The sequence below is a fragment of the Bosea vestrisii genome (assembly GCF_030144325.1).
GTDB classification, from domain to species: Bacteria; Pseudomonadota; Alphaproteobacteria; order Rhizobiales; family Beijerinckiaceae; genus Allobosea; species Allobosea vestrisii_A.
Genome location: NZ_CP126308.1, coordinates 42,527 through 60,492, shown reverse-complemented (window position 1 = coordinate 60,492; position 17,966 = coordinate 42,527). Strand labels below are relative to the sequence as shown.

Below are 17,966 nucleotides of genomic sequence, written 5' to 3'. Positions count from 1 at the left end.
GGCATTCAAACCAAGAAAACCCAGCCAAACCAAGAAAACCAAGGAGGAACATCATGACCTATCTGAAAACACTCGCGCTTTCGCTTCCCGCCGCCATGCTGGCGACGGCGGCGCTCGCTGACGGCGAGACGATCGCCGTCTTCACCAAGAACCACACCAACCCCTTTTTCCAGACGGTCCGTGTCGGCGCCGACGCTGCGGCCAAGGCGCTGAATGCCAAGACCATCCACTACATCCCGACCAAGCCGGATTCGATCCCCGAGCAACTCAGCCAGATCGAAGACGTCGCGGTGAAAAAGCCCAACGCGATCGTGTTCGTGCCGGTCGACTACAAGGCGATGGTGCCCGGTGTCGAGAAAATCAACGACGCCAATATCCCGGTCGTCAACGTCACCGACCGCAGCGCAGGCGGCAAATTCCTCGCCTTCATCGGCGCCGACGACTACAGCCTCGGCCTGGAGACGGCGCGCTACATGCTGAAGGCGATGGGCGGCAAGGGCAATGTCGTCATCATCGAGGGCGTGAAGGGTTCGCTCACCAATGTCGACCGGGTGAGGGGCTTCAACGAGGCGATCAAAGAGTTCAAGGAGGTCAAGCTGCTGGCGAGCCAGCCGGCGAACTACCAGCGACTCCAGGCGCTGCAGGTCATGGAGAACCTGATGCAGTCGCACCAGAAGATCGACGGCGTGCTGGCGGCGAACGATGCGATGGCGATCGGCGCGATCGAGGCGCTGGACGGGGCGAACCGCAAGGCGCAGATCGTCGGCATCAACGGCACCACGGAGGCGATCGACGCCATCAAGGCCGGCAAGCTGCTGGCTTCCGGCGACTATAACGGTTTCCTGCAGGGCTGCATCGGCACGATGGTCGCCATCCGGGCGCTGCGCAAGGAGGCCATCGTCACGGAGGTCGTGCTGAAGCCGACCGTTATCGACAAGGCAAATTACCAGCCCTATGACACGCCGCTCGAGGGGCGCGCCTGTCCGAAATGGGATGAGGCTGCGGCCATGGCGACGAAGACGAACTGAGCCGGCGACCAGCGGCATGGTCGGGCTCTCCGAGCCCGTCGGCCGTCGCGAGGAGACATCCATGCTGTTTGCGATACATGCCGTTGACCAGCCGGGTGCGTTGGGCCGCAGGCTCGATCACTATCAGGCTCACAAGGCCTTTCTTGCCGATACGGCGGGGTTCGGCGTGACGATCGTCATGTCGGGCCCGCTCGTCGCCGACGATGGCGAGACAATGATCGGCAGCCTCTTCTTGGTCGAGGCGCCCGACCGCGCCTCGGTCGAGCGCTTCCACCGGGCCGATCCCTTCCATGCCGCCGACATCTGGCTCCCGGCCACAATCACCGGCTTCATCCGCCGCCAGGGCTGAGACCCGCCGGCATCGACTGACTTTCATGACAACCGAGGGAATGAAGATGGACAACAACAGCCGCCGGGTGCGGATTATCGGCATTTCGGGCAGCCTGCGCGCGGGTTCGTTCAATACAGCTGCGCTGCGCGCCGCGATCGAGCTCGCGCCCGAAGGCGTCACCATCGAGACCGCGGAGATCGGCGACCTGCCGCTCTACAACGACGATGTCCGCCTGGCCGGTTTTCCGCCGCCGGTGCAGCGTCTGCGGGAACAGCTTGCGGCGGCCGACGCGATCCTGTTCGTGACGCCCGAATACAATTATTCGATCCCGGGCGTGCTGAAGAACGCCATCGACTGGGCCTCGCGCCCGCCGAGCCAGCCCTTCGACGGCAAGCCCGTCGGCATCATGGGCGCGAGCGGCGGTATCCTCGGCACAGCCCGCGCCCAGTATCATTTGCGGCAGATGCTGATCTTCCTCAACGCCTTCCCGATCAACAAACCGGAGGTCATGATCGGTCAGGCCCCGACCAAATTCGACGAGGATGGACGCCTGACCGACGGGCCAACGCGCGACTTCATCCGGCAATTGCTGGAAGCGCTTGCGGCGTGGACCAACCGACTGCGTTGAACCCGCGTCTGCGGCTAGATGCTCTGTTCGAGCATCCCAAGAGCTGGCTTGGCTTCCTTGGACAGTTCGAGGCCGTCGCTTAGATGATTTCGACCCTGATAACGCCGCAACAGGGATTTGCTACTGCGTTTTGACGTCAGCCTGATCGCCCACCGACACATCTCTACGCGCATTACAAACCGATGCGACGGGGAAGAAGGCGCGTGTCCTCCCACCACGCGGGTCCGATCGGACCTTCTTCGTTTAGAGGCTTTCTAGCATATCGCCCCTTCTGCGGTAAGGAGACGGAACGGCGTGGTGCTCGGTACGCCCTTCCGCGAAGATCTTGGCAGCCGTTCGCCTCATGCGTCTTGGAGTAGTCGAGTGGAGTCAACGCCCCGAGCCGATTTGCCGGCTGAGTACTTGCGAGAAGGGTCAGCCTTAAATTCCCAATGGGGTCAAACGGCGCGCCGCCGCGCATTCATGACTGACATTGATGCGACTTCGAAGCGTCGGTAGCGTCAAGGCGCATGCTTCTGGCTTAGAAGTTCCGAAAACCAGTCCGCCGTCAGGTCCGGATTGATGCGTGCGTCTACTAGGTAAACGCCATTGCAGCCTTGTTCGACCCATTGGCGAAGGTCTGCAAGATCGGCCTTCATGCACACAATCGTGCCGGCTGCACCTGTCCCGCGGGCAATGGCCGCGAAATCGGTGACCGGAAACGTGGCAATGGAGGTTTGATAGCCCAGCGGACCGAACTCATGGACCTCGGCAGCGTAGGAGGCGTCGTTGAAGATAACGATGCACATGCGCAACTTGAGGTTCACCGCGGTCTGGAGGTCGGAAAGCGACATCATGAACCCGCCATCGCCTGCGCACAGGACGGTAAGTCGTTCTGGATGGGCAAGTGCCGCGCCGATCGCTGTCCCCAGCCCCAAGCCGGTTGACGAGAACGACATCGCGAAGGACCAGGCTGCGGCATCGGGCACGGTCAGGTACAGAGGAGGCCAGCCTTGGAAATGGCCGCCATCGTTCGCGATCGTACGTTCAGGCGGTAGTAGTGCGTCGAGCTCGATACACAGCGTGCGTGGATCGATAAACTCCGTCGTCGATGTATCGGCATAAGACCGCAAATCGCCTTCGCGGGCTGCCAGGACCGTGGCGGTCATCTCGTTTCGCCATCCTTTCACACCACCCCTTTTCAACTCCTGGGCGGCGCGGAGAATTTTTTCCGCGGTGACGCGCGCGTCGCCCAATAGAGCGATATCGACACCGCGCTGGCACCCGAGCCGTGAAACATCGGAATCGATCTGGATCACGGTGGCGTCGCTGGCAATAAGCCGACCAGCTTGGGTGGTCCAGTGGGTAAAGGTCGCGCCGAACCCCACCACGGTGTCGCTCTGACGTATCAACTCGGCCATTGCTGGTGGCGAAAACCCGCCCATGATGCCAACAGACCATGGCTCGTTGGCGAAGAGCCCGTGTGCGCGGGCGGTGGTCGCCAGCAAGGCATCGACCTCCGCAGCCAGTTGGCCAAGGATCTGGCCTGCGTCGGCGATGACCGCCCCTCGCCCGGCTAGGATGAGGGGCCGCTTTGCCGCGACGAGCCGCTGGGCCACCTCTTGAACGAGCCCGCTGTCCGGTTCCGCTGGCGGTTGCCGCTCAAGGAGGCGAATGGCGACGGGGGGCGCGGGCGACTGCAGGATGTCCTGCGGCATGCTGAGCACCACCGTCCGCCTCTCGCGGATGGCCTTCTCGCACGAGCGGACGACGTCTTCGACAGCGGATGCGGCCGATCCAAGCCGCTCCGGGACGGCTCCCACCGATCGGACAAGCGCATCTTGATCGATGTGGAAGTTGGAGAGGACATCTCCGACTGCAACGTCGCCGGCGAGTACCAAAAGGGGCGTTCTGGCCTTGGCCGCTTCCGCTATCGCCGTGATCGCGTTGGTCAAACCCGGCCCTGCGTGAACGCTGGCCAGGGTTAGTCTTCCGCTATGCCTTGCGAAGGCGTCTGCCATCGCAATCGCATTACACTCATGTCCTGCGGCGATGTAGCGGACGCCCAGTCGCTCCAAGGCCTCGCAGACGTAGTAGTTGGTCGAACCAGATACGCCAAAGCAGATTGCTGCGTCGAGGCTGTACAATGCCTCGGCGACCGCGAAGCCGACATGGCCGATTGGGCTGGTGTTTGGTCTTCTTCCGGTAGACACGCCGTTGGAAGCCGTAGTTCCGCTGTCTATTCTCTGCATGTTCAGTTCCATCTGGCCCACGCGCCTCGTCAGTGTGCGATAGCTGTTCCGCCGCTCGAGCACGCAGGCTGTCGTGTCGTGCCCTCTTTGGCTGAAGGCGGTCTACATTCGGCTCGGAAGCCATATTGCGATCACCGGGAAGGCGACGAGGATCGCCAAGCGGATCAGGTCGGTGATGATGAATGGTGCAACGCCCCGGAAGATCGTCGAAAAGCTGATGTCCTGGATGACGCTCTTGATGACGAAGACGTTCATGCCGACCGGGGGATGGATGAGACCCAATTCCACCGTCATCACGATGATGACACCAAACCAGATCGGGTCGAACCCCAACGCGACGATCACGGGAAAAATGATCGGCACCGTCAGAATGATCATGGCCATGGCGTCCATAAGGCAGCCGAGCAAGAGGTACATGAGAAGGATCAGCAACAGGATCGTGTAGCGAGCGAACCCGAGCCCTGTGAGGAATTCGGTGATCCGCTGCGGTGTTCCGGTGATCGTGAGAAAGTAGCCAAACAGAAGCGCGCCGATCAGAACGGTGAACACGGCCGCCGCCGTGCGGGTCGCTTGCAGGAGTGACGCAAGGATCGCCTTTCGCGGTAGCTTTCCGCTTACGACACCGATGATGAAGGCACCGCTCGCTCCCATGCCGCCGGCCTCCGTCGGGGTGAACAATCCCCCGTAGAGACCTCCCATCACGAAGAAGAAGAGCAACAAAGGGGCCCAGACGCCCTTGACCGCGGCCAGACGCGCTGAACCGTCGCTTCGCGCACCCGCCGGCACGAGTTCCGGTCGGACTACGCCGATCAATGCGATTGTGATTAGATACATTCCCACGGCCAGGAGGCCGGGCACGACGCCAGCCATGAATAGCTTTGCGATGTCCTGTTCGGTAATGATGCCGTAAACCACCAACACGGTCGAAGGTGGGAACATCGCCCCAAGCGTCCCGCCCGCAGCTATGGTGCCGGCGGCGATGGACCGAGGATATTGCGCTCGCCGCATCTCGGGATAGGCGACGGTCGAGAAGGTTGCGGCGGTTGCGACCGATGACCCCGAGATGGCCGCGAAGCCCGCACATGCGATGATTGTCGCAAAGCCAAGTCCACCGCGCAGATGGCCAATGAAGGTGTTCGCCGCGCGGAACAGTTCCCGGCTCATGCCTGAGTTGGTAACGAAGGCGCCCATGAGCAGGAACATGGGGATGACGCCGAACGTGTAGTCCGTGACTGTGCGCATCGACGTTTGGCCAACCAGCTTCAACGCTGGCCCGAAGCCTGTGATCAGGCCAAAGCCTGCAACGCCCACAAGCCCCATCGCCATCCCGACTGGCACGCGAAGAAGCATCAGGGCGAACAACACGACAAAACTCAAGACGGCAATCAAATCTTGGGACATCAGCGACTATCCGTTGATTCAGAGTTATCGTGTTGCTGGGTCTGAGTTGGATAGAAAATCAGGCGATAAGTCCGTATGGCTATCAAAATTACTGCCGACACGTCGCCGAGCCAGGCAATGGCAAAGAACGGCCATGTCGGTAATTGCAAATCATAAGTCAAAATGTTCTGGATTTTGGTGGTAATCACCTTGTCGAACAGCATTATTGTCTGAACCAAAACGACAAACAGCAAAACCACAGTGGCGAAGATATCAATGCGGCGCTTGTTTCGCGGAGCGGCGAAGTCCCAGATTAAATCGACGGTGATATGCGCTCCGCGATAACTCGTCGCGGCGATGCCCCAGAATATTAAAATCCCGAGAAGCATACGGCCAAAATCGTAGCTGTCTGGTATTGATATGCTAAAGAAATATCGAAGCAAAACCGAGAGGAATATATTGGCGGCAACGATCCCAACAGATGCCGCGGCGATCCATTCTATGCTTTCGATGAAAACATCGGTGGGGCTTTTGGAGCCTGGCTTGGCAGGCGGCGAGATCGCATCTTGCGCCATGGATGCTCCGAAAAATGGAGGAGGGGGCCTTCCAGCCTATGGGGTAAGGGCCTTTAGCGAGGTGACGTCGCCGCCAGTTTTTGTATTAGTAGGTCGCTTTGCGGTCCGACAGTTTTTGCTTGAGTTCGGCCAGGACTTCGTCCGGATCGAACCCCTTGGCCCGGACGGAGTTTGCCCAATTCGTTCGAAGGGGGGCGGCGGCGTCTTGCCATTGCTTTAACTGATCGGGCGTCAATTCAGTAATTTCGTGACCTGAAGCCTTGCGCATCTTCTGGCGCCCCTCTTCCTCGAAAACCGTCCAGGCATGCGAGATTTTCACGGCCCACTGTGCAGTACAGTGTTCGTCGATCGCCCTTTTTTGCTGAGGAGACGCCCGATCGTAGGCGGCCTTGTTCAGGGACCAAGTATAAGACGTCGTGTATAGGGGAACGTCCAGGGTATGTTTGGCGACCTTGTCGATTCCAAACAAGAATATGGAATTCCAGGGAAAGGTAATGGCGTCTGCGACACCACGTTCAAGGGCGTCCCGCGACTCGGGTGCCGACGCCTGGATGTTTGTGCCGCCAAGCGTCGTGATCAATTCGCCAATTGCTTGCTGGGCCGGACGCACCTTCAGGCCGCGCACATCTCCGGGCAGAACAATTTTCTTGCGCGAGTGCAGCGTGCCGGGATCGTGGACGAATGCCATACAGAAATGCGTGTCGCTCATCTCCCGGGGCGCATACTTGCGATACCATTCGTCGACAGCGGCAGAGCCTCCTTCCGCGTTTGCTACCATGAAGGGCAACTGGGCAGCGTTGATGATTGGAAAGCGTCCTGGCTGATAACCAGGGCTTACGAGCGCCACGTCTGCGATACCATTGCTCGCCATGTCGTATTGATCGAAAGCCTTGCCGAGCTGCTCTGCGGGGAAAATGGTTGCTGTGATCGACCCGCCGGACGCCTTCTTAAGGCTTTCAGCCCATTCTTTGGCCGATGGGACGAGCGGATGCGCAGGCGGGACGAACAGCGAAATCTTCAGATGGACGGATTTTTCCTGCGATTGGGCGGACGAGGTAGTCGCGCCCAGAAACAAGGCTATTGCGCCAGCAAGGCCGGAAAGCTTGTAACTCGTAATTCTGATCATCATCTGAACCTCCCCTTCGGTTTATGTTCTTATTAGATTTCACACCTCCCCTTACGGGGACGGCGCATAGAAATATTCTGATCTCCATTGACGTATCTGTTTGGTGGGCCCGCTAGACGCGCGACGCGATCCTGCGCAAAATCGCCAGCAGCATGGCTTTGTCCTGTCCAAGTATTTCATCGAGGTGACGCTCGTGGTCTATGGCGATCGCATGCAAGCGGCGTTGAATATCGCAGCCTATCGCAGTAAGTCGGACTTCATAGCTGCGTTGATCTTCCGATTTACGCTCCCGTTGAATGAGTCCCCGCGCGGCAAGTGCTTTCAGCGTCGAAGTCAAAGTCGAGCGGTCACGTCCACAATGTCTGCTGAGTTCACTTGGCGTCATGGATCCCGCCTCGTTTAATATAGTCAGCAAAGCGTACCAACCTGGCTTCAGATTGGCCTTTCCCGCCATCACACCGAACGCCTCGAACGACGCCTCCTGTGCGATCCGCAAATGAAACCCCACGACCTCCCTAAAGACTGCCGGAACGAAATATTCGTCATTCTCCTGGGACATTTTGGTCCCGCGGACATTCGTGGCTGGCGGGCGGGGCGCTTCGGGCATCCAGCGCTTTCCTTATGATCCAGCGCCTCTCGCTACGGTCCAGAATGGTCGAAGTCGCTGAGGCTCATGCTTCCTGGCGCATCGTCCCTTTTTCAAAAATCGAGCCCAGGCCACCGTCTGAATGCCAGATAGTATGGTCTCCAAAAGTTGGATGTCAAACTATATTATCTGAGCTGCCATTGGATGATGAGGAATCTTTTGCGCGTAATGGGGTACGGCTTTGGGTAAGTAGCTCAGTCCGCTGGCCAGCGTCAGGAGGCCTGCAGGGCCCATGCGATAATCTCGAAGGCGTCGAGTGTCGAAGTGAAGCGCAGCCTACGATACGCCGCCTTCACGCATAGATGCCGCCGCCCTCGACGGGGTCCGAGGAAGGCGGCTTGCCGAGCACGATGATGACGGGGGATGCTCGGAAAGCGCGGGAGGCAAAGATGTCCCGCCAGGTGCCCACTGCGGTATCCGCTCGCGACGCGCTTCACGTCTGACGGCGCTGGGAGGCCATTGCGTATGGCCAAGGCGCGACTTGCGCACGAACTATCTTTTGCCGATGCCGCTCGACGTGGCGCTTGCGTGACCCGCCGTCGGGTTCGCCCCAGGTCACCGTGACGTCCAGCCCCGGCGTCGCCTTGTCGCGTGCGATGTTGGCGAGCGACATTATTTTTCGCTCGTTGGCGCTGTATCCGCAAAAATTCGAGAGGCCGATCAGTTCGCCGCTCGTGTCGCGGACCTCGTCGTTTTGCTGGAAACTGTAGGAAGCCATCGGGAAGCGAAGCTGCTTGTAAGGCAACTCGTCTTCGAGCTGGGACCGAAAGATCTCGACAACGTCGTCCACGTTCCAGACCAGGGTCACGGCCGTCCGACGCGGGCCTTCGGTCGCGCGCTGGAGCGCCTCGCCACCGATGAAATCGTGATCGAACTTCAGGATCCGATCGTAGCCCATGTCCCAGGGCGTGACGTAATAGTCCTCGATCCTTTTGGCGCGAAAACTGCCCCCGAGTTGAGAGCTGGTCTCCCACGAGCTTGCAGGCAGCCACTCGCGGTAGGCCTTGAGCCCGGTGCCAGTATAGACGGCTGGCAGCGGATAGGGCATCCAGCCGCCTTCCGTGTTGCCGCTGAAATATGCGGAGGTCCCGCCGGGCCGCAGTCCGAGCGTAGCGCCCGCGTTGAGCAAGGCCTCTCGCACCTTGGGGCCGTCCGCGATATGGCCCGCCAGCTCGACGCCACGGCCACCGGCCATGCCGTGCCGCAGGGCCAACACGTCACAACCCGCGATCCTGACCCGGGCGAAATTGAAGAAGGGGATGTTCGGCACCGGCCCCTCGACGACGGCGGCGAAGATCTCGTCCGACGCAGGTCCATCCAGGCCGAAGCGAAACTGGGTGCGGCCGCGCGGGTTAACCGAGGTGGGAAGGTCTCGCTCGACGGTCACGTCGTAGCCGCCGGTCGTGGCGTGGTACTCGACCCAGTTCTGCATGTGCATGCCGCTGACCAGCTCGAAGCTATTCTCGGCCAGATAGAACAAGACGCACTCGCCGATCATGTGTCCGTCATGATTGCACGCGACGAATTGCTTGGCCTTGCCCGGTACGAACTTGTCGAAGCTGTTGATTCCGATGCCGTTGAGCATTCGAAAGGCGTCCGGTCCCTTGAGGAACATCTCCGGCATGTGATGCGACTGGTCGAACAGGACCGCACCGTCGCGCCAGGCCTTCTGCTCATCGACCCAGTTGCCGAACTCGGCCGGCACCGGCGTAAGGCCCGAGCGGTCCTTGCTGTGGGGTGCGGTGGTGTCGTTGTAGAAGTAATCGACGAGATCGGGGATGCCCTTCAGAAATTCCTCGAGCGACGGCTGTCCCGTGACTTGGTTCATTGCGTTTCCTGCCTCTTATTCGATGTTTCTTTGATTCGACGAAAGCTGGCGGACACGGCGTATCGTCAGCGGACGAGCGTTTTCGCCCAGCGTGCAGTCCCAGCCAGCCCGCCGAATGGATAGAAATGCAACCTCACGTCGCCGTGCCTTTCAGCGTTGAGCCGCGCGCCGAGCTCTGCAAGCAGTCGATCCGGGCCGACCGGCGACAGTAGCTTCGTCAGCGATATGCCGTATTTCTGCAGCACCGCAGTGGATGCCCCGACGCCGCACCGCGCCGCGAAACGCAAGAGCGATTTCACTGTCGTCGGGCCGGGGATGCCCACCCGAACCGTGGCCGTCACGCCGTCGTTTCGGAGCGCTTCGAGCCACTGCAGGATGGCCCCGGCATCGAACGAGAATTGGGTGTTCACGACGCCTTCGTGGCCCAGATCGCGCAACATCGCGAGTTTCGTGCGCAAATCGAGCATCAGATCGTGCTCCGATATGGACGGATGCCCCTCGGGATACCCGGCGACACCAATTCTCGACAAGCCGTACTTCGCCAGCAAGCCCGATGCGATCACGGACTTCGCATCGGGATAGGGACCTGCAGGCGCGCGCAGATCCCCGCCGACGACGAAGGCGCGATCAATGGACGCTTCGATGGAAAGCCGGTCCAGGAAACTCTCCAGCTCCAGGACGCTGGTGAGCCGGCGGGCCGAGATGTGCGGGACGGGTATGTGGCCATAGTTCCGGATCGATGCTGCGGCAGCCACGCGCGCGGCCATCTCTTCGCCGGGCAGATAGGTCACGGCGATCCGCGTGGCGGCCGGCAAGTCGCCGACGGCCTCGGAGAGCACGTCCGCGTCTCGCGCCGTCATTTCCAGCGAGAAGCCTTCGATCAGGCTGCCCAGCGTGCCGTAGCTTCGAGCGGGCTGAAGATAGGAGTCGGTCATCCGAAGATCTCGCCATCAATGCCGGCGAGAGACGCCGGATCGTTATCGCTGCGGATGCAGCGCATGATAATCGATTTTTTTGTGTTCTACACCGTTCACGGGTGCGCTGCAAGCGCCACCATTTCTCGCCATAACAAGCTATATTATGGTGCGAAGGGCCATTTGGCCACGGATCACGAATTAGGTATCGATAATTTCATCGATTTTTGTTGACGGGTTTCGGGTCCGTGGCTAGCTTCGCCCAAAATAACGATAGGGAGGTTGCTTTGAAGATCAGGACCCTGTTCCTCGCACTGGCATCGGCGTCATTGCCCGCGCTGGCGCCCGCCGCCGAGCTCAAGATCGGTTTTGTCACGAGCGTGACCGGCTCTCAGGCGCCTGTCGCCCGCGATATGATCGACGCCTTCAACCTCAGCATTAAAAATCTGGGCGGGAAGATCGCCGGCAACGACGTGAAAGTGATCGTCGCGGACGATCAGGAGAAGCCCGACGTCGCTCGGCAGGCTGCGGAACGGCTTGTCGAACGGGAGCGCGTCGATCTCGTCACGGGTCCAATCATCACGAATATGCTCCTGGCCGCCGCTAAGCCGGTCAGCGATGCCAAGCGTCTCCTCGTCAGCATCAACTCCGGACCTTCCGATTTTGCCGGAGAGAAGTGCAGTCCCAATTTCTTCGTCCTGGGCTTCGAGAACCAGACCATTGGCCGGGCCACCGGCATGGCGGCGAAGGAGCTCGGATTCTCGAAAATCGCCATGATGGGGTGGAACACGCCCGGCGCGCGCGACCTCGCGGCAGGTTTCAAGCAGGCCTTTCCCGGCACGGTCGTCAAGGAGATCTACACGCCACCGTCCCAGCAGGACTTCGCCGCGGAGATCACCTCCCTCAAAGCCCTGGACGTCGATGGGCTCTATTATTTCTACCCCAGCCAGGTCGGGGTGAACTTTCTGAAGCAGCTCACCCAGGTCGGTTACGCCATGGATCGGGTGGTCGGATCCTATCTGGCGCTTGATCACATCATGTTGACGCAGGTCGGACCAGAGGTTGCAGGGACCAACGTCGTCAGCCTGTGGACCGAACAGCTCGACAATCCTGAAAACAAGCGTTTCGTCACCTCCTTCCGCGAGGCATATGGTCGGACGCCGAGCGCCTTTGCGGCCCAAGCCTACGACCTCCCCGTCTTGCTTGATGCCGCCTTGCGACGCAACGGCGGCAAGACCGAGATGAACGCCCTCCGGGCGGCGATGAAGACGACGCCCTTCCCGTCCGTGCGAGGAGCATTCAGCTTCGCCTCGAACCAGTTTCCCATCCAGAACTTCTACGTCACGAAGATCGAGCGATCGAGCACGGGATTGAGCTACGCGGTGAGGACCACATTGCCCAACCTCAAGGACGAGTTGGCCGAGAAATGTCCGATCAAGGATTGAGCTGCGCCGATAACGGCCGCGGCGGCGCCCCTCGACGGAACGACATGGAAACCTCCGGAGCCCAGGCTGGCACCCGGGCTCGCGGAACTGACAAAACATGAAGACACAAGTCGCCATCATCGGCGCCGGTCCCGCCGGGTTGCTTCTTGCTCAGCTGCTGAAGTGTGCCGGCATCGAGAGCATCGTCGTCGAAAGCCGCAGCCGGGCCTATATCGAGAACCGGATCAGGGCTGGGGTCATCGAGGCCGGGACCGTCGACATCCTGCGCGAGGCCGGCGTCGCGGGCGGGGCGCTCAAGGAGGGCATCGTCCACGAGGGTACTGCTCTCCGCTTCGAGGGCCAAACTCATCGCCTCGATCTCATGGAACTGGTCGGCCGCGGTATCACGATCTATCCGCAGCACAAGCTCGTCGCCGATCTCGTGTCCGCGAGGCTAGGCGCCGGCGATCCGATTCTTTTCGAAACCCCTGTCGTCGAGCTGAGCGGCATAGCTTCGGATGCGCCTACGGTCACGGTCGAGCGGAATGGTGCACGCGAAACCATTGCGTGCCGTTTCGTCGTCGGTGCCGACGGCTTCCATGGCCCGAGCAGGCAGGCCCTGCCTTCCGGGGACCTGAGGATCTGGGAGCAGGACTATCCCTACAAGTGGCTCGCTCTCATGGTGGAAACGCCACCTCCTAGCCACGAGCTGATCTACGCGGCACACGAACGCGGTTTCACGCTGATGTCGATGCGCTCCCCGACCGTCAGTCGCATCTACGCTCAGGTGCCGATGAATGTGGATGCGGAAGCGTGGTCGGACGACCAGGTCTGGTCGGAGCTCGATCTCAGGTTGCGCGACGGCGAACCGGTGCCTCTACGCGAGGGAGCGATCACCCAGCGCTCGACCATCCATCTACGCAGTTTCGTCGCTGCGCCGATGCGGCATGGCAGCTTGTTCCTCGCAGGTGACGCCGCCCATATCGTGCCGCCGACCGGAGCAAAGGGGCTCAATCTGGCTGCCGCAGACGTCGCGGTGCTAGGCGACGCGCTGAAGCGGTATTTCGGAAATGGCGACCGATCGGGCATCGACGGCTATTCCGACAGATGCCTGCGTCGCGTCTGGCAGGTGCAGCGCTTCTCGGCATGGATCACCCATGCCCTTCATGTGTCGGACAGTCCTTTCGAGCAAGCGCTTAACCTCGCGGCTCTCAGGCACATCGTGGAAAACCGGCATGCGGCTTTGTCCTTCGCGGAAAACTACACGGGGCTTCCGCTGAACTGAGCGCGCATGCTGGCGCCATCTGGCCGGAGCCCACGGCGCTGTCACTGCGACGGCCCGGGACGCTGAGGAAACGTCATCGATGACACTGCCACTCCTTATCGAACAGATGCTCAACGGCCTCCAGTCCGGCGTGATGCTGTTCCTGATTGCGTCGGGCCTGACCCTGGTCCTTGGCATCATGAATTTCGTCAACTTGGCGCACGGCTCGTTCTACATGATCGGGGCCTTCGCGGCCGTATCGTTCCAGCTCTGGACGGGATCGTTCGTCTTTGCCGCGGTGGCGGCTTGTCTTTGCGCCGCCGTTGCAGGCTTGGCTGTCGAGTATGTCTGTGCCAGGCGGCTCTATGCGCGTAGCCATCTCGATCAGGTGCTGGTGACATTCGGACTCATCTACCTCTTCAACGAGTCCATGCGACTGATTTTCGGTCCCCAACCGCTCGCGTCACCGATCCCGCCACTGCTCAATGGGAGCGTGACGCTGCTGCCAGGGCTCCAATATCCGCTGTTTCGCCTGACCGTGATCGGCGTAGGGCTCGTTGTGGCAGCGGGAATGTCGTTCGTCGTGATGCGGACGCGCCTGGGGATGCTCATCAGGGCCGGCGCCTCGGATCGCGGGATGATCGCGGTTCTCGGCGTGAACATCACGTGGCTTTATTCTCTCGTATTCGCGTTCGGCGCGGCACTGGCTGCTCTGGCTGGCCTGATGTCGGGGCCGCTCTACTCCGTCAACGTCGGGATGGGAGAGAGCATCCTCATCATGGCGCTCGTCGTGATCGTGGTCGGCGGAATCGGCTCCCTCAAGGGCGCCTTCTACGCTGCGATCGTCATCGGCCTCATCGACACGCTCGGCCGCCTTTTCCTGCCGTCCGCCATCGCGACGATCGCAATCTACATCTTCATGGCCGGGGTTCTGTTCGTCAGGCCACAAGGCCTTTTCGCGGCGTCGGCTCCGCCGCAGGTCGAGGCTCGCGACAACGGAAACCGGGTCACGATCCTGTGGTCGCTCTCCAAGTCGCGGCAACGTGTGACAGCGTCGGTCGTGGGACTGTGCATGATCGCGCTCGCGCTCGTGCCGACGCTCTCGACCTGGCTCGACGACCCATTCCTTCTGAGGCTGTTCCTGCGGATCGTCATATTCGCGCTGATGGTACTGAGCCTCGATCTCGTCGCGGGATTCGGCGGCCTGGTCAGCTTCGGCCATGCCGCATTCGTCGGTACGGGCGCCTATGCCGTCGCGATCCTCGGCTGGCACCTCGACCACGGCGAGCCCTTGGCGTTGGGGCCGATCGTGCTGGCAGGCACGCACGACGCGCTGGTCGCCTGGCCGCTGGCGATCGCGAGCGCGGCGGCGATGGCGCTGGTGATCGGGGCCATCGCGCTCAGGACGAGCGGTCTCTACTTCATCATGAGCACGCTCGCCTTCGCTCAGATGTTGTTTTATCTCGCCAGCACCCCCAGCATATACGGAGGCGAGGACGGCCTGCAGATCTCGCAACGCTCAACCCTGCCGCTCATCGACCTCGGAAACCGGCCAACGCTGTATTACCTCGCGCTTGGTCTGTTGGCGCTGTGCCTCCTGCTATGCTGGCGTCTGGTCAACTCGCGCTTCGGCATGATCGTGCAGGCCTGCAGGCAAAACGAAAGGCGGGTGAGAGCGCTTGGCGTCAGAACCTACCTCTACAAGCTGCTTCTTTTCGTGATATCCGGCGTGATCGCGGGCGTCGCCGGCGTGCTGCTGGCCAACGCCGAGCTGCTGGTCAGCCCGGCCGACCTGTCATGGACCCGCTCGGGCAGCATCCTGATCATGGCCATCTTCGGCGGGCTGGGGACGCTGTTTGGCTCCGTCGTGGGGGCGGCGACCTATCTGATGCTGGAATTCACCCTGAGCGAATGGACGCAGCATTGGCAGATCGTGTTCGGCCCGATGCTCATCGTCTTCGTCCTGCTTGCGCGACGCGGGCTCTTCGGATTGGCGCTGGGGCGGGGTGGCAATACATGACGGCGACCATCCTGGAGGCAAGGGGACTGACCAAGCGGTTCGGCGGCCTCATCGCAACCGACGACGTGACGCTGGCGATACGAGAGCTCACCTGTCATGCGCTGATCGGGCCCAACGGCGCCGGCAAGACGACCTTGCTGTCGCAGCTTTCCGGCGAGTTGAGGCCGACGGCGGGGCGTATCCACTTCGAGGGGCGCGACGTTACGTCGGCCGACCTGGGCGGGAGGGCCCGATTGGGCATCCTGCGGTCCTTCCAGATCACGAGCGTCTGCGACGATTACTCGGTTTTCGACAACGTCGTCGTCGCGGCTCAAATCAGGGAAGGACATGGTTTTCGCTTTTGGCAGGCGCCGCGACGCGTGCGGGCGCTGGCGGACGCCACGCGATCCGTGCTGGATCGAACCGGTCTTGCCGATTTCGGAGATGTCCCCGCCGGGGTGTTGTCGCATGGCCAGCGCAGGCAGCTGGAGCTGGCGATCGCCCTGGCGATGCAGCCGCGCGTCCTGCTGCTCGACGAGCCTATGGCTGGCATGGGACCGGCGGAGGCCGAGCGTATGATCGACCTCCTCGGCTCCGTGCGGGCCGACTACACGATCGTCCTCGTGGAACACGACATGGACGCCGTCTTCAACCTGGCCGACACAGTGAGCGTCCTCGTCGGCGGACGCCTCGTAGCCTCCGGCACACCCCAGGAAATCAGATCGAACGCCAGCGTGCGGGAAGCCTATCTGGGGCATGAACAGGAAGACGCCGCATGACCGAAAGTTTGCTGCGGCTCGAGGCGGTGCAGGCTTCCTACGGACAGTCCCGGATCCTGTTCGATGTCTCCCTGACGGTGGGCCCGGGCGAGATGGTGGGACTACTGGGCCGCAACGGCATGGGCAAGACGACGACCGTGCGCGCGGTCACCGGCCAGCTTCCGACCTTGGGCGGGGATATCATCTTCAAGGGGCGGTCTATTCGGTCGACGCCCTCGCACCTCCTAGGGCGGATGGGCATCGGGCTCGTTCCCGAAGGCCGCCGCATCTTTCCCAACCTGACGGTTCGGGAGAACCTCGTGGCGGCGGCGGCCAACCGTTCCGGTCGGCCCGATCCCTGGACGCTCGAGCGCGTGCTCGCGCTGTTTCCCCGCCTTGGGGAGCGGCTCGGCAACTGGGGCTCGCAGCTTTCCGGCGGCGAGCAGCAGATGCTCGCCGTCGGCCGCGCGCTCATGATCAATCCGGATCTGCTGATCCTCGACGAGGCGACGGAAGGATTGGCCCCGATCGTGCGCGACGTCATCTGGAGCGCGTTGCGCCAACTGAAGTCAGAAGGTCTTTCGATCCTCGTCATCGACCGCAACCTGCGGCAGATGATGGAAGTCGGGGACCGGCATCACATCATCGAGAAGGGGCGTACTGTATGGTCGGGGCCGTCGCAGGCGTTCCTGGCCGAGCCCTCTCTGAAGGGCCGCTACCTAAGCGTTTGACCTAGCTCCTGCCGACCGTCCGCTCTTGCGAGAGGTTTGGCCAGGAGCGAGGATTGCGCCCGCGCGTTCGTCGGACAACGCATTTTGCAGATTGCGTCCGGTTCTCAGGATGTGCTCGCGCAGCCTGTCGCGCGCATAGTCCCGATCGCGGGCAACGGCGCCTTGAGCGATTTGATTGTGCTCCTGCTCGACGTTGGCGTCTCCTCCCGTGCGGGTGAGAAAAATCCGTCTGTAGCGATCGTTCAGATTGTGCAGCGTCGTGCAGAAATTCAGCAGGATGGGCATGTCGCACCCTTGGATCAGGGTGAGATGGAAGTCGCGGTGGGCATCCTCCCAGGCTTCGAGGCTCGCCGTGTCGGACGCCTCGCGATGGATGCGGTTCAGCCTGTGCAAGGCCCTGGTGATCCCACTTTCCCACGCGAGGTCGCCGTATTGCATGGCGATGTCGAGAGCGAGGCATTCGAACTCGGCGCGGAGCTGCGTGATCTCCCGCAAGTTCGACAACGAGACGGGTGCGACCGTGTAACCGCGATTATCGTGAAGTTCGACAAGGCCCACCGAGGTCAGTCGGGCAAGGGCCTCCCGCATCGGGCTAAGGCTCACGTCGAATGTTCTGCGAGCCTTGTCCAGGTTGATCTTGGAGCCCGGTGCAAGCTCGCCTCGCAAGATCGCTTCCCGCATCCGCGAGACAAGGCGCGTCGAGATCGTGTGCTTTTCTTTCTCCCCTGTCCCTCCATGGGAGGGCGGCGCCGAGGCGGCGGAGGGGTGCCCGTCGACCGAGGGGGAAGGTGAAGCCTTGGTGCGATCGTCTTTCGCCACGTCGTCCTCCGATTGGTTGGCTCGACGGAGCCGACGCACCATTTCCAATGTCGCTGTCCGCCTAGCCATTTGGCGACATGACAATCTGACCGCCGAACGTCTTCGTTTAGCAAACCCGATGCCGGGGCGACAGCCGAGCCAACGTCGCCAACGACCCATTCCTTGCTAGAATTCGGTATTGACATATAATCGATTATTAGACAGAATGGAAGTGCCGATGGTTCGGGTTATCAGAGGTGGTTGCGCGTTAAAATTTCCTGAAAAATCTCGCAAATCCTCTCTGA

General features: G+C 61.3%; 16 protein-coding genes. 8 read left to right on the top strand and 8 right to left on the bottom strand.

What is annotated here, in order from left to right:
• Positions 1-53: 53 nt before the first annotated feature.
• The 3 genes from QO058_RS29440 (at position 54) to QO058_RS29430 (ending at position 1,987) form a co-directional block, all read left to right on the top strand.
• Positions 54-1,028 carry a sugar ABC transporter substrate-binding protein gene (locus QO058_RS29440; protein WP_284173363.1) on the top strand — a complete coding sequence of 325 codons (975 nt, stop codon included), beginning with the start codon at positions 54-56 and terminating at the stop codon, positions 1,026-1,028.
• A 61-nt stretch (positions 1,029-1,089) separates the two neighbouring features.
• Positions 1,090-1,377: a YciI family protein gene (locus QO058_RS29435; RefSeq protein ID WP_284173362.1), complete on the top strand. Its 288-nt coding sequence runs from the start codon at positions 1,090-1,092 to the stop codon at positions 1,375-1,377.
• Between the two features lie 46 nt (positions 1,378-1,423).
• Positions 1,424-1,987, top strand: coding sequence for an NADPH-dependent FMN reductase (locus QO058_RS29430; RefSeq protein ID WP_284173360.1), 564 nt, complete (start codon positions 1,424-1,426; stop codon positions 1,985-1,987).
• Positions 1,988-2,487: 500 nt separating this feature from the next.
• Here the strand turns inward: QO058_RS29430 and QO058_RS29425 are convergent, their stop codons facing one another.
• From QO058_RS29425 to QO058_RS29395, 7 genes are all read right to left on the bottom strand, one after another.
• Positions 2,488-4,230: a thiamine pyrophosphate-binding protein gene (locus QO058_RS29425; RefSeq protein ID WP_284173359.1), complete on the bottom strand. Its 1,743-nt coding sequence runs from the start codon at positions 4,228-4,230 to the stop codon at positions 2,488-2,490.
• A 90-nt stretch (positions 4,231-4,320) separates the two neighbouring features.
• Positions 4,321-5,619: a TRAP transporter large permease gene (locus tag QO058_RS29420; RefSeq protein WP_284173358.1), complete on the bottom strand. Its 1,299-nt coding sequence runs from the start codon at positions 5,617-5,619 to the stop codon at positions 4,321-4,323.
• Positions 5,619-6,173 carry a TRAP transporter small permease gene (locus tag QO058_RS29415; protein WP_284173357.1) on the bottom strand — a complete coding sequence of 185 codons (555 nt, stop codon included), beginning with the start codon at positions 6,171-6,173 and terminating at the stop codon, positions 5,619-5,621. The genes QO058_RS29420 and QO058_RS29415 overlap by 1 nt, the downstream gene beginning before the upstream one ends.
• A gap of 85 nt (positions 6,174-6,258) precedes the next feature.
• Positions 6,259-7,302 carry a TRAP transporter substrate-binding protein gene (locus QO058_RS29410; protein ID WP_284173356.1) on the bottom strand — a complete coding sequence of 348 codons (1,044 nt, stop codon included), beginning with the start codon at positions 7,300-7,302 and terminating at the stop codon, positions 6,259-6,261.
• 109 nt (positions 7,303-7,411) lie between these two features.
• Positions 7,412-7,906 carry a MarR family winged helix-turn-helix transcriptional regulator gene (locus QO058_RS29405; protein WP_284173355.1) on the bottom strand — a complete coding sequence of 165 codons (495 nt, stop codon included), beginning with the start codon at positions 7,904-7,906 and terminating at the stop codon, positions 7,412-7,414.
• A 472-nt stretch (positions 7,907-8,378) separates the two neighbouring features.
• On the bottom strand, positions 8,379-9,773 hold the full coding sequence (locus QO058_RS29400) for an aminomethyl transferase family protein (protein ID WP_284173354.1): 1,395 nt from the start codon (positions 9,771-9,773) through the stop codon (positions 8,379-8,381).
• A 65-nt stretch (positions 9,774-9,838) separates the two neighbouring features.
• A complete protein-coding gene (locus QO058_RS29395; RefSeq protein WP_284173353.1) occupies positions 9,839-10,708 on the bottom strand; it encodes a methylenetetrahydrofolate reductase in 870 nt (289 codons plus the stop codon).
• A 266-nt stretch (positions 10,709-10,974) separates the two neighbouring features.
• Between QO058_RS29395 and QO058_RS29390 the strand changes: the two genes are divergently transcribed.
• From QO058_RS29390 to QO058_RS29370, 5 genes are all read left to right on the top strand, one after another.
• A complete protein-coding gene (locus QO058_RS29390; RefSeq protein ID WP_284173352.1) occupies positions 10,975-12,132 on the top strand; it encodes an ABC transporter substrate-binding protein in 1,158 nt (385 codons plus the stop codon).
• A gap of 97 nt (positions 12,133-12,229) precedes the next feature.
• Positions 12,230-13,396 carry a 4-hydroxybenzoate 3-monooxygenase gene (locus tag QO058_RS29385; protein ID WP_284173351.1) on the top strand — a complete coding sequence of 389 codons (1,167 nt, stop codon included), beginning with the start codon at positions 12,230-12,232 and terminating at the stop codon, positions 13,394-13,396.
• A 79-nt stretch (positions 13,397-13,475) separates the two neighbouring features.
• Complete coding sequence (locus tag QO058_RS29380; protein ID WP_284173350.1) at positions 13,476-15,395, top strand: ABC transporter permease; 1,920 nt, start codon at positions 13,476-13,478, stop codon at positions 15,393-15,395.
• Positions 15,392-16,153, top strand: coding sequence for an ABC transporter ATP-binding protein (locus QO058_RS29375; RefSeq protein WP_284173349.1), 762 nt, complete (start codon positions 15,392-15,394; stop codon positions 16,151-16,153). Before QO058_RS29380 ends, QO058_RS29375 begins: the two co-directional genes overlap by 4 nt.
• The gene (locus tag QO058_RS29370; RefSeq protein WP_284173348.1) at positions 16,150-16,863 is read left to right on the top strand and encodes an ABC transporter ATP-binding protein; all 714 of its coding nucleotides are present in this window, start codon (positions 16,150-16,152) and stop codon (positions 16,861-16,863) included. The genes QO058_RS29375 and QO058_RS29370 overlap by 4 nt, the downstream gene beginning before the upstream one ends.
• On the opposite strand, the gene QO058_RS29365 is transcribed toward QO058_RS29370, so the two are convergent.
• Entirely contained in the window at positions 16,852-17,682 is an 831-nt protein-coding gene (locus QO058_RS29365) for a GntR family transcriptional regulator (RefSeq protein WP_432212099.1), read from the bottom strand. The genes QO058_RS29370 and QO058_RS29365 overlap by 12 nt on opposite strands.
• Positions 17,683-17,966 lie beyond the last annotated feature (284 nt).